Source organism: Stenotrophomonas daejeonensis, from assembly GCF_001431505.1.
In the GTDB taxonomy this organism is placed as follows: domain Bacteria; phylum Pseudomonadota; class Gammaproteobacteria; order Xanthomonadales; family Xanthomonadaceae; genus Stenotrophomonas; species Stenotrophomonas daejeonensis.
In genome coordinates, this window is record NZ_LDJP01000007.1 from 14,917 (window position 1) to 28,587 (window position 13,671).

The window sequence follows — 13,671 nt, forward strand, 5'->3', positions numbered from 1 at the left end:
CTTCGTCCTTGCCGACCCTACCGCCCCCGTAGGTGCCGGGCTTGCCCGGCACGGGCTTCCCCGGTAACGCCCCATGCGGGTCGGACGGCCCGCACCGCAATTGCTTCCGCTGTCATGCCGCCGCACCCGGCGCCGATTCATCCTGCTGCGTCGCAAAAACAGCATTTTTCTTTGTTTTCAATAGCTTGAATAGTTGCAGGTGCTATCCATCCAGCCAATTTTGACAACGCTGTCAAATTGCATTCCAATCCAACCGCCAGCCGCCACCGGCTGGGCTTCATCGAAAACACGACATCGAAAAACACAACTTCAAGAACCACTGAATCCATTTGAATTCCCGGGGAGGGAAAATTCATGAGTCAGTCACGTGTTGCGCCGAAACGGCGTTTGTTGACCTCCGCGCTGCTGCTTGCATTCGCTTCGCCCGTCCTGGCCCAGGACGCGGCGGGCGACCAGGCCGGCGCGTCCGAGCCCCAGGCCACCGACCTGGACACCATCACCGTCACCGGCATCCGCAGCAGCCTGCAGTCGTCGATGAACCTCAAGCGCGATGCCACCGGCGTCGTCGACGGCATCGTCTCCGAGGACATCGGCAAGTTCCCCGACACCAACCTGGCCGAGTCGCTGCAGCGCATCTCCGGCGTGTCGATCGACCGTGACAACGGCGAAGGCTCGAAGGTGACGGTGCGCGGCATCGGCCCCGACTTCAACCTGGTGCTGCTCAACGGCCGGCAGATGCCCACCGTCACCGGCGGCCGCGCGTTCGACTTCGGCAACCTCGCCTCCGAGGCGGTCTCGGCGGTGGAGGTCTACAAGACCAGTCGCGCCGACGCGCCGGCCGGTGGCCTCGGTGCCACCATCAACATCAAGACCGCGCGGCCGCTGGACAACCCCGGCACCCGCGCCAGCGTCGGCATGAAGGGCGTGTGGGACACCTCCGACGACGACCTGCCCAAGCACCTGCGCGGCGACACGGTGACCCCGGAACTGTCGGGCATCTTCAGCACCACCTCGGCCGACGGCCGCTTCGGCGTGGCGGTCAGCGCCAGCTACCAGGAGCGCGAGTCCGGCTCGGCCTCGGCCAGCGTGCCGGGCGGCTGGCGCTCGTTCATCGACACCCCGCGCGCCGACGGCGAAGGCAGCGGTTCCAACCTGCCGCTGCCGGGTGCCCCCGGTTCGGAGAACGTGGTCAACCGCCCCGGCCCGAACGACGTCTACGCGCTGCCGCAGAACCTGCAGTACACGATCAACCGCTTCCAGCGCCAGCGCACCAACGGCCAGGTGACCCTGCAGTGGGCGCCGACCGACGACCTGACCACCACGCTGGACTACACCTACGCGCAGAACAAGGTGCAGGCGCAGTCCAACAACATGTCGGTGTGGCAGAACTACACCCCCGACGCGACCTCGTGGACCGACGCACCGGGCTCCTCGCCGCTGACCTACCACGAGTCCTACCCGTGGGTCACCGACTTCGCCAACGGCGCGTCGGACACCGCCAACCGCTTCAAGAGCGATTCACTGGGCCTGAACGTGGAATGGGCCGTGCGCGACAACTTCGACCTGGCGCTGGACTACCACCACTCCAAGGCCACCAGCTCGCCTGACAGTCCCTACGGCAACAACAACGTGCTGGCCGCCGCGGGCTTCTTCCGCACCGGCAACAGCATGGACTTCAGCGGCAAGTTCCCGATCCTCAACATCGAGTTCGCCGACGGCCTGACCCAGCCCGACCCGTCGAAGATGATGATCGCCGGCTCGATCTTCGACGCCAATTACCAGCGCGCCGAGGTCGACCAGCTGCAGGCCAGCGGTGAATTCCGCTTCGAGAACTACTCCAAGCTGAACTTCGGCCTGGCCACCACCGACTACAAGAACCATTCGTACGGCAGCCACGTGCAGCTGGACACCTGGGGCGGCGCCACCAATGCCGGCGACTATCCGGACGAAGTGTGGCCGCTATACAACCTGGGCAACTTCTTCAAGAGCTTCTCGGGCCACAACGACCCGAACTTCACCGACGGCATCTTCATGTACGACTTCGCCACGCTGCACCAGCTGGCGACCCAAGCGTGGGTGAACGCCGGCCGCGGCGTGGCCGCCGACTACCTGCCGGCCTGGGACACCAGCTTCGCCGGCACCCAGGTGCCGGGCAGCGTCGAGCCGACCCGCACCAACTACGACAGCCGCGTCCGCGAGAAGTCCAAGAGCCTGTACCTGCAGTGGAGCAACACCTTCGACTGGGGCCTGCCGGTGGACATCGCCGCGGGCGTGCGCTGGGAGAAGACCGAGGTCGAGGCCACCGCGCAGCAGCCGGCGCCGGCCGGCATCCGCTGGATCTCGGAGAACGAGTTCGTCGTCGCCTATTCGGGCTCGGAGTTCCGCACCCTGGGCGGCAAGTACGACTACTTCCTGCCCAACCTGGACATGGCCGTCGAGCTCAACGACAGCATGAAGCTGCGCGCCAGCTACGGCGAGACCATCGGCCGCCCGCAATGGGGTGACATGAACCCTGCCGCCCGCGTCGCCGACCAGGCCCGCTTCGACTTCGGCTCCGGCGGTGCCGGCGACCCGGCACTGAAGCCGCTGGAATCGCGCAACATCGACCTGTCCTTCGAGTGGTACTACAGCGACGCCAGCTACCTGTCGGTGGGCTACTTCCACAAGAAGATCGACAACTTCATCGCCACCCAGACCACCACCCAGTCGCCGTACCCGGGCCTGCACACGCCGGCCGGCGGTGCTTACTGGAACGCGGCGATCTCCGGCGGCTGCGCGGCCACCAACCGCGTCTGCATCCGCGACTACATCTTCGCCAACTTCGACGGCCAGCCCGGCGTGGACGCGGCGTCGGGGACCATCAGCGGCCTGGACAGCGACCCGGTGCTGCAGGTCAAGATGAGCGTGCCGGTCAACAACCGTTCCGATTCGCTGGACGGCTGGGAGTTCAACATCCAGCACATGTTCGGCGAGAGCGGCTTCGGCCTGGCGGCCAACTACACGATGGTCGATTCGGGCCTGACCTACGACGTGGCGTCGCTGGACACCCAGTTCGCCATGACCGGCCTGAGCGACACCGCCAACTTCGTCGCGTTCTACGACAAGGGCCCGTGGCAGGTGCGCGCGGCCTACAACTGGCGCGACAAGTTCCTGGCCGGGCTGGGCACCACGCCCACCTACGTGGAGGCCTACGGCCAGGTGGACATGAACGTCAGCTACCAGGTCACCGACAACCTCACGCTGTCGCTGGAAGGCATCAACCTCACCGACTCCTACTTCAGGAGCCGCGGTCGCAACTCGCACCAGCTGCACAACATCACCCAGCTGGGGCCGCGCTACATGTTCGGCCTGCGCTACAAGTTCTGACCGACCATCTCGTGGCAACCTGCCGCCGTGTCCCTCCCGGCACGGCGGCGGCATCGGGCCGCCGAACGCTCTCCTTCGGCGGCCCGGTTTTTTTCGGGCAAGATGGCATCCGCCCTTCCTTCCCCGCCCGCATGGGCATGAGTGCATGGGCGAAGCCTCGCGCGATCGAACATCGCGAGGCTTCGCCCCTGCCCTCGCCTCTTCTTCCGCAAGGAGAGGCGCTTGCAGGTCCAAGTCCCGACACCCATCCGGTGGCACCACCGCAATGTCCAATCCCGTCCTGCTCAACAACATCGACCATGCCGACCTGCGGGTGATCACCACGCGTGGCGCGGCCTGGGGCGACGACGTCGCCGCGGTGCCGACCTTCCCCGGCGAGTTCCGCGAACTGCAGGCCCACTACCCCATCGCCTTCGACAGGAGCGGCGACGGCCAGGTGCAGCCGCTGGTGCTGCTGGGCCTGCGCCAGAACCAGAACCTGTACCTGGACGGCGAGCGCTGGGACGCCCCCTGCCTGCCGCTGGCGATCGCGCGGCAACCATTCTTCATCGGCGTCGCCGACGGCGAACCGATGGTCCACATCGACCTGGACCACCCCCGGGTCAGCCGCGACCCGGCGCTCGGCCAGCCGCTGTTCCTCGAATTCGGCGGCACCACCCCGTTCCTGCAGCACATGGCCTCGCTGCTGCACAGCCTGCACGACGGCATGGCCGGCAACGCCGGCTTCGGCCAGGCGCTGCTGCGGCACGAGCTGCTGGAGCCGTTCACGCTCGACGTGCAGCTCGACGACGGCTCCCGCCACCGCCTCGGCGGCCTGCACACCATCGCCGAGGAACGCCTGCGCCAGCTCGACGGCGACGCGCTGGCGGAACTGGCGCGCAGCGGCCACCTGGAAGCGATCCACATGGCGATGGCCTCGCTGTCGCAGCTGCGCGGGCTGATCGAACGAGCCAACCGCCGCCATGCCTGAGGCCGCCACCCCGATCGAGGAAGTCGCCGGCATCGACCCGGCCGCCTTGCCCGAGGCGTTGCTGCGCCGCGACCAGCCCTGCGTCCTGCGCGGCCTGACCACGCACTGGCCGAGCAGCCGGGCCGGCGCCGCTTCGGCCTCGGAGGCCATCGCCTACCTGCAGCGCTTCGCCAGCGCCGCACCGGCAATGGTGACCCTGGCCCCGCCCGAATGCGGCGGCCGCATCTTCTACCGCGACGACATGCTCGGGCTGGGCTTCCGCCACGAACGCGCGTCGCTGGCGGCGCTGCTGGACCGGCTGCAGCGGCCCGGCGACGGGACCACGCTGTACATGGGCTCGGTGGCCGTCGATGCCTGCCTGCCCGGCTTCCGCGCCGACAACGACCTGGGCTTCGGCGAGCTGCAGCCACTGGCCAGCGCCTGGGTCGGCAACCGCACCCGCATCCCGACCCACCAGGACCTGCCGGACAACATCGCCTGCGTGGTCGCCGGCCACCGTCGGGTCACCCTGTTCCCGCCGCAGCAACTGCCCAACCTCTACGTCGGCCCGCTGGAGCTGACCCCGGCCGGGCAGCCGGTGAGCCTGGTCGACCCGGCCTCGCCGGACCTGGCGCGTTTCCCGCGCTACGCCGAGGCGATGTGCCATGCCCGCGTGGCCGAACTGGCACCGGGCGACGCGGTGCTGATCCCGAGCATGTGGTGGCACCACATGGAGGCGCTGGACGACTTCAACGTGCTGGTCAACTACTGGTGGCGGCAGTCGCCGGCCTGGATGGACACGCCGATGAACGCGCTGATGGCCGCGATCCTGAGCGTGCGCGACCTGCCGCCGGCGCAACGCGAAATCTGGCGCGGCGTCTTCGACCACTACGTGTTCGACGCCGGTGCCGATACCGCCGCGCACATCCCCGAAGCCGCGCGCGGCATGCTTGGCGACATCGACCAGCGCCTGGCCCGCGAACTGCGCGCACGCCTGTTGCAGCGCCTGAACCGCTGATCCGCAACACCACGTGGATGCGGGGCTTGCCCCGCATGGGGCATTCCCGGTAAAGCCCCGTGCGGGGCAAGCCCCGCACCTACGCGGCGCGGCAACCCTTCCAGATGAATGCGAAAGGCCCGGCATTGCCGGGCCTTTCGTTTCGTTCAATGCCGGGCAAGCGGGCTCAATGTCCGCCTTCGGCCGCCAGCTTGTCCAGGTCGATGCCCTGCCTGCGCAGAATGCCGGTCGCGCGCAGCGCGTAGAACGCCAGGTAGGCGAAGCAGGCCACGCCGACCCAGAAGCTCATGTGCACGCCCACCTGGTCGGCCAGCGCGCCCTGCGTCAGGCTGACCCAGCCACCGCCCATGATCATCATGATCAGCAGGCTGCTGCCCTGGTTGGTGTGACGGCCCAGCCCGGCGATCGCCAGCGCGAAGATGCACGGCCACATGGTGCTGCAGAACAGGCCCACGCTGATGAAGGCGACGATGCTGGTCTTGCCGGTGGTGAACATGCCGATCAGCAGCGCGACGATGCCGCACAGCGCGAAGTACAGCAGCATCCGCGCCGGGTTGCCGCGGCTGAGCAGGGTCGCGGCGATCATCAGCACGATCACCCCGGCGTAGCCGTAGAACTGCGAGACGTCGTGCTGGGCGATGGCGTTGACCGCCAGGTACACGCCGAAAGCCAGGAACGGCAGGATCAGCATCAGCATCTTCTTCGCGCCGGTGCCGATCTCGAACGCGCCCGCCGCGCCGGTCCAGCGGCCGATCATCAGGCTGGCCCAGTACAGCGACACGTAGGGTGCCAGGTGCTGGGTCTCGATGCCCAGCCCTTCATGCAGGTAGGCCGGCAGGTTGCTGATGGTGGACACCTCCACGCCGACATAGAGGAAGATCGCGATCATCCCCAGCACCAGCTGCGGATAGGCGAACGCCGACCCCTTGTGCACCAGCTTGGAGGTGTCCTCGGCCTCGTCGCGCGCCACGCCCTCCAGGTCGATGTGGTTGGGTACCGAAGAGAAGCGGATGAACAGCGCCACCAGCACGAAGGCCACACCCAGCACAAGATAGGGCATCTTGACGCTTTCGATGCTGGCCTCGGTATTGCCGGTGGCCACGCTGCCGAAGATCGCCACGCTGACCAGCAGCGGACCGATGGTGGTGCCGAAATTGTTGACGCCGCCGGCCATCGTCAGCCGCTGCGCACCGGTGGCCGGGTTGCCCATCACGATCGCCAGCGGGTTGGCGGCGATCTGCTGCAAAGCGAAGCCCAGGCCGACGATGAATAGCCCCGACAGCATCAGCGCGAACGAGCCGCTGTTGGCCGCCGGGTAGAACAGCAGCGTGCCCAGCGCCGAGATCAGCAGGCCCACGCAGATGCCGTTGCGGTAGCCGATGCGGTTGAGCAGGTCCTTGCCGGTGGCCTTGGAAACGCCGAAGTAGATCAGCGAGCCCACCGTATAGGCCACGTAGAACGCCATCGATACCCACTGGCTCTGCGCTTGGCTCAGGTCGAAGGCTTTCTTGAACACCGGGATCAGGATGTCGTTGCTGGCGGCGACGAAGCCCCAGAAGAAGAACACCGTGATGAGTACACTGAATTGCGACCAGCGGGTTTTCTGTGTCATGTCGTTTGATTTCTTCGTTGCTGTCGTCGTCACCACGTGCGCATCGCGCCCGCTCCCCTTGTGCCCGGCGTGCAAGGCCACCGCTACCGGCACCCCGTGGCGGGCAATCACCCGCAAACACCGCATTGGCGCGTCATCCCCTGCCATGCGTTGCACGTTTCCGCCGGCATGCCGGCGGCACGGACCGTCGGTCGTTGTACGCGTGATCTGACAACGCTGTCAACGAATGCTTGCCGATGCATCGGCTTTCCCTCGCAACGGGCGCAAATCACGGATTGCCAAGGGAATTTACGCTGCGCCGCAACATCACTGCCGGCCCGCGCGGCGCACATGGACGCGCATGCAGTCACCGTTGCTCGGCCCCCCCCCTGCGCAACAGGCTCATGTCGGATCAATAGAGCGTGCGTTGTTCCGGCGGCGGCGGCGTGTACTGGTACAGCCAGGTCTCGGTCAGGGTCCTGCCGCCGCTGCGCAGGTACAGGCGCAGGTCGATCTGCTCGCTGGAACCGTCCGGCGGCACCAGGTCGAACATCGCGCGGTAGCCGTCGATCTCGCGCAGTGGCCGCGCCGAGACGATCTCCACCCGGCCGCGGCTGGCCTCCACCACCGCCTCGACCTCGGCCTTGTCGATCAGCGACTGCAATTCGCCGCCTTCGAAATCCACCGCGAAGCGCCACGAGAAATATTCGCGCTTCCTGCCGATCACGCCGCCCAGGCCGGTGCGGCTGGCCACGCAGTGCGCCAGCGGCGGTCGCGCCGGCGGCTGCGCGCCCCAGTACAGGCGGTAGCCGACCAGCAGCTCCTCGCCCGGCTGCGGCTTGGCCGCGGGATTCCAGAACGCGACGATGTTGTCGAAGGTTTCGTCATTGGTGGGGATCTCCACCAGCTGCACCGAACCGGCGCCCCACTCGCCCTTCGGTTCCACCCACAGGCATGGGCGCTTCTCGTAGAACACGCCGTCGTCCTGGTAATGGTCGAAGTCGCGGTCGCGTTGCAGCAGGCCGAAGCCGCGCGGGTTGCGGTCCACGAACATGTTGAAGCGCAGCTGCGGCGGGTTGCACAGCGGCCGCCAGATCCATTCGCCGCTGCCGGTCCACAGCGACAGGCCGTCGGTGTCGTGGATTTCCGGGCGCCAGTCCCAGCCCATGCGGCGGTCGTTCTCGCCCACCTGGTACATGCTGGTGCACGGGGCGATGCCGAGGCGCTCGATCCGCGCGCGCGGGTACAACGCGCTGTCGATGTCCATCAGCAGCACCTCGCCGTTGGTGATGGCGAAGCGGTAGGCGCCGGCCACGCTCGGCGAATCGAGCAGGCCGTAGACGACCAGGGTGTCCGAACCGGGGGCCGGCTGTTCGAGGTACCAGGCGATGAAATCCGGGAATTCCTCCGGCTTGCCCATGCCGGTGTCGATCGCCAGCCCGCGCGCGGACTGGCCGTACTGGCCCTCCTTGCCCACCGCGCGGAAATAGCTGGCGCCGAGGAAGGCGGCGAAGTCGCGGTCGGTATCGCCGCGGGTGTTGAGGCGGAAGCCGGCGAAACCGAGGTCGGCCGGCAGGCGGCTGCCGTGGACGCCGCTGTTGCCGTAGTCGAACGCGGCCGCATCGTAGGCCAGCTCCTGCGCCTTGCCGTCGGCCACGTCGAACATGCGCACCGGCGTATGGAAGTACAGGCCGAGGTGGAAGAACTTGGCCTGGAAGCCGCCGGGCCGGTTGGCCCACAGCGCATGGTCCTGGCGGTAGCGGATGGACTGGTACTGGTCCCAGTCCAGCGCCTCCACTTCCGGCGGCAGCGTGCGCTTGTGGCTGCGGTACGGCGCCTGCGCCAAGGCCCGCGCCTGGCCTTTCAGCGCGGCGAAATCGAACGGCTGCGGCTGGCCGATGCGGCGCAGGCCATGTTGCCTGCCGGCGGCTGCGGCCGGGAGTGACGGCAGCCCGAAGGCGGCCAGCGCCAGCGAGGCACGGCGGAGGAAATCGCGTCGTTGCATGGAGAGCGGCTTGTTGGAAACCCGTGGCATGTTAGGCGCACTCGGGTTAATCGGCAGTAGCCGCGCGCTGGGGGATGAACGCCGGCTTCAGCTCGGTCGTGCCACGGGTGCCCGGCAGCGGCCGGACCGGCATCGACGGCGGGCACAACCACGGGGATCGCATGCACGCCGTTGCCCTTCCGGCATCGACACCGATCCTCGCGGGTGCAACGGCGAATGCGCCTACCGCTGGCAGTGGCCGCACCACACCGACGCACGCTGGCCGATGCTGGCGTGGCGCAGCGCGCGGCCGCAGCGCACGCAAGCCTGGCCCTCGCGGCCGTACACCGACAGTTCCTGCTCGAAATAGCCGGGCGCGCCATCGGGGCTGATGAAGTCGCGCAGCGTGGTGCCACCGCGGGTGATGGCGTGGCCGAGGATGCGCTTGACCGCATCGGCCAGCCGCGCGTAACGCTCGCGCGACACCTTGCCGGCCTCGCGCAATGGGCTGATGCCGGCCATGAACAGGCTTTCGGCGGCGTAGATGTTGCCCACGCCGACGACGATGCGCTGGTCCATCAGGAAACTCTTGACCGGCGCGCTGCGGCCGCGGCTGCGCGCGAACAGGTGGTCGCCGTCGAACGCCTCGTCCAGCGGCTCGGGGCCGAGGTCGCGCAGCAGTTCGTGGGTCTGGCCTTGCGGCTGCCACAGCAGGCAGCCGAAGCGGCGCGGGTCGTTGAAGCGCAGCAGGCGGCCGTCTTCGAGGCTGACGTCCACGTGGTCGTGGGCACGCACCGGGGTGTCGCCGGGCAGCACCCGCAGGCTGCCGGACATGCCCAGGTGCAGCACCGCGCTGCCGGCCCCGGTATCCAGCAGCAGGTACTTGGCACGGCGGCGGATCGCGGTGATGCGCCGGCCGGGCAGTTCGCGTTCGATGTCCGGCGGGATCGGCCAGCGCAGGTCCGGCCGGCGCAGGATCACGCCGTGGATGCGGCGGCCCTGCAGGTGCGGCTCCAGGCCACGGCGGGTGGTTTCGACTTCGGGCAGTTCGGGCATGGCGCGATTGTAGGTGTGGGGCTCGCCCCACACGAGGCTTTACCGGGAAGGCCTCATGCGGGGCAAGTCCCGCATCTACGGCAGCGCTTCGAGTCGCGGGCAAGCCCTGCATCCATGAAGTCCACCGTTCGCCCCGGCCGTCAGCGCGGCGGCGCCATCAGTTCGCGGGCGTTGAGGAAGCCGTCGCCATCGGCATCCTGCCGGGCGAAGCGCTGCAGGATCACCTGTACCTGCTGCTCGCGGGTGATCGCCTTGCCGCGTCCGCCGGGTTGTTCTTCCGGCTCCAGCACGCCATTGCCGTCACTGTCCATGCGCTCGAAGGCGTAGAGCATCCATTGCAGGTATTCGTCCGGGCCGACCCGGCCGTCGCCATCGAGGTCCATGCGCCGCAGGTAGTCGCCGGTGTCCTGCACCTGCGCCGCCGCCGGCAGCGCCAGCAGCAGCGTCAGGCCGGCGGCGAGCCGGTTCATGCGGTGGCGAGCGAATAGCCCTTCAGGCGCGCCGCGTAGGCCTGCAACGCGGCGATGCCGCTGGCCTCGGCCTCCTGGCACCACTGCTGCAGGTGCTTCAGGCGCTCGGCGGCATCGTGGGTACGTGCCTCCAGCAGCGCCGACAGGCGCGCGCGGTGTTCGACCAGCAACTGGATGCGCGGGCGCTGCTGCACCCACCGCTGCAACTGCTCGCGGCAATCCGGCTTGAGCCAGCGGCCGTCGTTGACCAGCCCGCGCCGCAAACGACGCGGCAGCAGCTTGCGCAGCTTGGCGCCGGCGGCGGCGGCTTCTTCGCGCAGCGCCGGGGTGAACACGTTGCGCTGGTAGTCGGTCATGGCCTGGAAGCGGTGCGACAGCAGCGCCCTGAGGGTGTCGGCGTCGGGCACGGAGATGTTCGGGCGCACGTCCATCGTCGGCGCCACCCGCAGCACCTTGGCCAGGCGCAGCGCCTGCAGCAGGCGGATGGCCTGCCAGCCGATGTCGAACTCCCAGCGCCGCATCGAGAAACGCGCCGAGCTGGGGAAGGCGTGGTGGTTGTTGTGCAGCTCCTCGCCGCCGATCCAGAACGCCCACGGCGTCAGGTTGGTGGAGGTGTCGGCCGACTCGAAGTTGCGGTAGCCCCACCAGTGGCCGAGGCCGTTGACCACGCCGGCGGCCCAGAACGGGATCCACGCCATCTGGATCGCCCACAGGGCGATGCCCGGCAGGCCGAACAGCACGAAGTTCAGCGCGAACAACAGCACCGGGCCGAGGTTGGCGTGCGGGGTGTAGAGGTGGCGCTCGATCCAGTCCTCCGGCGCGCCGCGGCCGTACTGCTCGATGTCCGCGCGCTGCGCGCGGGCCTCGCGGTACAGCTCCACGCCGCGCCAGAACACGCGGCCGATGCCCTTGGTCACCGGGCTGTGCGGGTCCTCGTCGGTTTCCACCCGGGCGTGGTGCTTGCGATGGATGGCCACCCACTCGCGGGTGATCATCGAGGTGGTCAGCCAGGTCCAGAAGCGGAAGAAGTGGGCGACGAGCGGGTGGAAATCCACGCCGCGGTGCGCCTGGCTGCGGTGCAGGTACAGGGTGACCGCGAAGATGGTGAGCTGGGTGAACACCAGCAGCACCGCCAGCATGCCCCACCAGCCCAGGCCGGCGACGCCGCCGCTGAGGAAGTCGAGAAGGGTGTCGGTCATCGAGGAACTCCGGGGGGCGATCGGTGGCGGTTGAAACCGTGGGTACCCATGATGGGGGCTGGCGCGGCAAACTTCATCCCTTGCCCGCGCCGTCTTTGGTCCAATCCCCCGCCACCGTTCACATCCGAATGCTCTCCACCTCCGCCGCGCCCGCGGCCCCCCTGATCGAACTGGACCACGCCAGCGTCATCCGCGGCCAGGTCCGCGTGCTGCACGAGCTGGACCTGCGCATCGGACAGGGCCAGCACACCGCCATCCTCGGCCCCAACGGCTGCGGCAAGTCCTCCTTCATCAAGCTGATAACGCGCGAGCTGTACCCGCTGGCGCGCGCCGACGGCCACGTGCCGGTGAAGGTGCTGGGCCAGACCCGCTGGCAGGTGGACCGGCTGCGCGCGCAGCTGGGCATCGTCACCGGCGACCTGTCCGGCAACCTCGCCGACATGCCGGGACTGGGCGTGGAGGAAGCGGTGATCTCCGGCTTCTTCGCCAGCTACGTGGTGCCGGCGCACCGCGACGTCACCGACGACATGCGCCAGCGCGCGCGCCACGCGCTGGAACTGGCGCGCGCCTCGTCGCTGCTGGGCCGCAGCTACGCCGAGCTGTCGGCCGGCGAGACCCGCCGCGTGCTGATCGCCCGCGCGCTGGTCAACCAGCCGCGCGCGCTGCTGCTGGACGAACCGTCCACCGGGCTGGACCTGATCGCCCGCCAGCACCTGGTGGACAGCATGCGCCACCTCGCCCGGCAAGGCATCACCCTGGTGCTGGTCACCCACCACATCGAGGAAGTGATCCCCGAGATCCGCCGCGTGGTGCTGATGAAGGGCGGGCGCATCGTCGCCGATGGCGACCGCGACGAACTGCTGCACGCCGGGCCGCTGTCCGAGGTGTTCGGCGGCCCGGTCGAGGTACGCGAGGAACAGGGCCGCCTCACCGCATGGGCACGCACCACCACGTAGCTGCGGGGCTTGCCCCGCGGGAAGCTTTCCCGGTGAAGCCCCCTGCGGGGCAAGCCCCGCAGCTACGAATGGCCACCCATGCGGGGCCCGCCCCCCACCCACGGGCAGCCGGCATTGATGCGATGATGCCGCCCCGTTCCACCCTCTTTCCCGCGATGTCCCGTTCCAAGCCCCTGTTCCATGCCCTGGCGCTGTGCGCCGCACTGGCGGCCTGCTCCAGCACGCCGGCCGCCGTTTCCACCGATGCCCCGGCCCCGACCGGCTACCTGCGCGGCGACGCCCTTCCCGACAGCCTGGCGCTGAGCCCGCCGCCACCGGCAGCGGGCACGGCCTGGGCGGCGCTGGACGACGCCGTCGCCGCGCAGGCACTGACGCTGCGCGACAGCCCGCGCTTCCGCCAGGCGCACATCGATGCCGACCTGGGCTTCCCCGACGGCGCCCAGCAGTTCAGCTGCGCGCTGGGCATCCCGGTGGACGAACGGCACACGCCGGTGCTGATGCGCCTGCTGCAGCGCAGCCTGATCGACGCCAGCGCCGCCACCCGCGCGGCCAAGACCCATTACCAGCGCCCGCGCCCGTTCATGGTCAACGGCCAGCCCACCTGCACGCCCGAGCAGGAGGACCACCTGCGCGGCAGCGGTTCCTATCCTTCCGGGCATACCGCCATCGGCTGGACATGGGCGCTGATCCTGTCCGAGATCGCCCCCGAGCGCGCCACCGCCCTGCTCCAGCGCGGCCGCAACTATGGCCACAGCCGGCTGGTCTGCAACGTGCACTGGTACAGCGACGTGCAGCAGGGCCAGGCGATGGCGGCGGCGACGGTGGCGCGGCTGCATGACGACCCGCAGTTCGGCGCCGACCTGCTGCTCGCGCAGCGCGAGGTCGAAGCCGTCCGCAAACTCGGCCTGCCGCTGCCACGCGACTGCGCCACCGAAGCCGAAGCGCTGAAAATCGAGATTCCCGAAGCGCGTTGAGGTTTACGTGTACGGGGCAAGCATCACGGGGAACACCCCGCACCGGGCAAGCCCGGTGCCTACACGTAGATACCGTCTTGCTTAGGCGTGTGCAATGGCCTTTCGGGG

General features: G+C 68.7%; 11 protein-coding genes. 5 read left to right on the forward strand and 6 right to left on the reverse strand.

Annotated elements, in window-relative coordinates:
• Positions 1-137 precede the first annotated feature (137 nt).
• Entirely contained in the window at positions 138-356 is a 219-nt protein-coding gene (locus ABB34_RS15105; RefSeq protein WP_152979464.1) for a hypothetical protein, read from the reverse strand.
• Between ABB34_RS15105 and ABB34_RS01145 the strand changes: the two genes are divergently transcribed.
• From ABB34_RS01145 to ABB34_RS01155, 3 genes are all read left to right on the forward strand, one after another.
• Positions 355-3,366, forward strand: coding sequence for a TonB-dependent receptor (locus ABB34_RS01145; RefSeq protein WP_057639400.1), 3,012 nt, complete (start codon positions 355-357; stop codon positions 3,364-3,366). The two genes, ABB34_RS15105 and ABB34_RS01145, sit on opposite strands and share 2 nt — an antisense overlap.
• 265 nt (positions 3,367-3,631) lie before the next feature.
• A complete protein-coding gene (locus tag ABB34_RS01150; RefSeq protein WP_057639401.1) occupies positions 3,632-4,336 on the forward strand; it encodes a SapC family protein in 705 nt (234 codons plus the stop codon).
• Positions 4,329-5,333 carry a cupin-like domain-containing protein gene (locus ABB34_RS01155; RefSeq protein WP_057639402.1) on the forward strand — a complete coding sequence of 335 codons (1,005 nt, stop codon included), beginning with the start codon at positions 4,329-4,331 and terminating at the stop codon, positions 5,331-5,333. Before ABB34_RS01150 ends, ABB34_RS01155 begins: the two co-directional genes overlap by 8 nt.
• A gap of 166 nt (positions 5,334-5,499) precedes the next feature.
• Here ABB34_RS01155 and ABB34_RS01160 read toward each other — a convergent pair whose 3' ends face one another.
• From ABB34_RS01160 to ABB34_RS01180, 5 genes are all read right to left on the reverse strand, one after another.
• A complete protein-coding gene (locus ABB34_RS01160; RefSeq protein WP_057639403.1) occupies positions 5,500-6,945 on the reverse strand; it encodes an MFS transporter in 1,446 nt (481 codons plus the stop codon).
• A 391-nt stretch (positions 6,946-7,336) separates the two neighbouring features.
• The gene (locus tag ABB34_RS01165; protein ID WP_057639404.1) at positions 7,337-8,929 is read right to left on the reverse strand and encodes an OpgD/OpgG family glucan biosynthesis protein; all 1,593 of its coding nucleotides are present in this window, start codon (positions 8,927-8,929) and stop codon (positions 7,337-7,339) included.
• 222 nt (positions 8,930-9,151) lie between these two features.
• Positions 9,152-9,964 (reverse strand): bifunctional DNA-formamidopyrimidine glycosylase/DNA-(apurinic or apyrimidinic site) lyase, encoded by an 813-nt coding sequence (gene mutM, locus ABB34_RS01170; RefSeq protein ID WP_057639405.1) that lies wholly within the window; start codon positions 9,962-9,964, stop codon positions 9,152-9,154.
• A 140-nt stretch (positions 9,965-10,104) separates the two neighbouring features.
• A complete protein-coding gene (locus tag ABB34_RS01175) occupies positions 10,105-10,434 on the reverse strand; it encodes an EF-hand domain-containing protein (protein ID WP_057639406.1) in 330 nt (109 codons plus the stop codon).
• Entirely contained in the window at positions 10,431-11,633 is a 1,203-nt protein-coding gene (locus ABB34_RS01180; RefSeq protein WP_057639407.1) for a DesA family fatty acid desaturase, read from the reverse strand. The genes ABB34_RS01175 and ABB34_RS01180 overlap by 4 nt, the downstream gene beginning before the upstream one ends.
• A 128-nt stretch (positions 11,634-11,761) precedes the next feature.
• Between ABB34_RS01180 and ABB34_RS01185 the strand changes: the two genes are divergently transcribed.
• Complete coding sequence (locus tag ABB34_RS01185; protein WP_057639408.1) at positions 11,762-12,589, forward strand: ABC transporter ATP-binding protein; 828 nt, start codon at positions 11,762-11,764, stop codon at positions 12,587-12,589.
• Between the two features lie 155 nt (positions 12,590-12,744).
• A complete protein-coding gene (locus tag ABB34_RS01190) occupies positions 12,745-13,563 on the forward strand; it encodes an acid phosphatase (RefSeq protein ID WP_057639409.1) in 819 nt (272 codons plus the stop codon).
• The last annotated feature ends 108 nt before the right edge of the window (positions 13,564-13,671 follow it).